Source organism: Kitasatospora griseola (genome assembly GCF_014648555.1).
Lineage (GTDB): Bacteria > Actinomycetota > Actinomycetes > Streptomycetales > Streptomycetaceae > Kitasatospora > Kitasatospora griseola.
The window spans coordinates 17617-18654 of sequence record NZ_BMRI01000062.1 but is presented as its reverse complement, the minus strand read 5'-3'; the positions used below and the strand labels follow the sequence as shown (position 1 = coordinate 18654).

Here is a 1038-nt window from a genome sequence, read left to right as displayed (position 1 = left end):
ACAACGACCACACCGGCCAACCCGTCAAGCGCTCGCTGACCGCCTACGACCACTAACCCTTGGCATCAATCATCTAGCTAGTACTGCAACGGTGCTTACCGTGACGACTGCTGGGTTCGTTCGTTGGGTTGTTCATGGGTGGGGAGATATCCGAGGTCGATGCTCGTCGTTGGTCGGACGGGCTTGCCGGGCTGCATGAGCGGTTTGCTCACCGGTTCGCGCGGAGTGAGTCGCGGGAGTCGGCGCTCGCCTACATGCGGGGGCTGTTGGCGCCGTTGGAGCGCAAGAACGGCTGGACGGTTGCCGAGGAGGCTGCGGGTTCGGACCGGATCCAGCGGCTGCTGAACCGGATCGACTGGGACGCGGACGGGGTGCTCGACGACGTGCGCGCATACGTGGTCGAGCACCTGGCCGACCCGGGAGGCGTGCTGATCGCGGACGACACCGGGTTCCTGAAGAAGGGCGTGCGGTCAGCGGGCGTCCAGCGGCAGTACTCCGGCACCGCCGGCCGCACCGAGAATCCCCCGGAGGGGGTACCCCCAGCCAGGTCGGAGTGTTCCTCGCCTACTCGGGCGAGCGGGGCCGGACGTTGATCGACCGGGCCCTCTACCTGCCGAAATCCTGGACCGACGACCGCGAGCGCTGCCGGGAGGCGGGCATCGGCGACGAGATCGAGTTCGCCACCAAGGTCCACCTCGCGAGGGCGATGGTCCGCCGTGCGGTCGACGACGGGATCCCGTTCCGCTGGCTGACCGCGGACGCGGGCTACGGCTACAGCAAGGGCTGGCGGGGCGAGTTGGAGCAGGCCGACGTCTTCCACGTGGTGGCCACGACCCGGCACGACACCGTCGTCACCCGGCGGGCCCTCGACCACCCCCTCCACGACCTGGTCGCCGGCCTGCCCGGCCAGAAGTGGAAGCGCCGCTCGTGCGGAGAGGGTGCCCACGGCCCGAGGGTCTACGACTGGGCGCGGGTGGAGGTCCGGCCCTGGCACCGGCCCGACCGCAGGCACTGGGTCCTGGCCCGCCACAGCATCAT

At 69.6% G+C, this 1038-nt stretch carries 1 pseudogene; it reads left to right on the top strand.

Going from position 1 to position 1038, the window contains the following annotated elements:
* Nucleotides 1-134: 134 nt before the first annotated feature.
* A pseudogene (locus IEZ12_RS36175) lies at nucleotides 135-1038 on the top strand (IS701 family transposase); the annotation flags it as partial.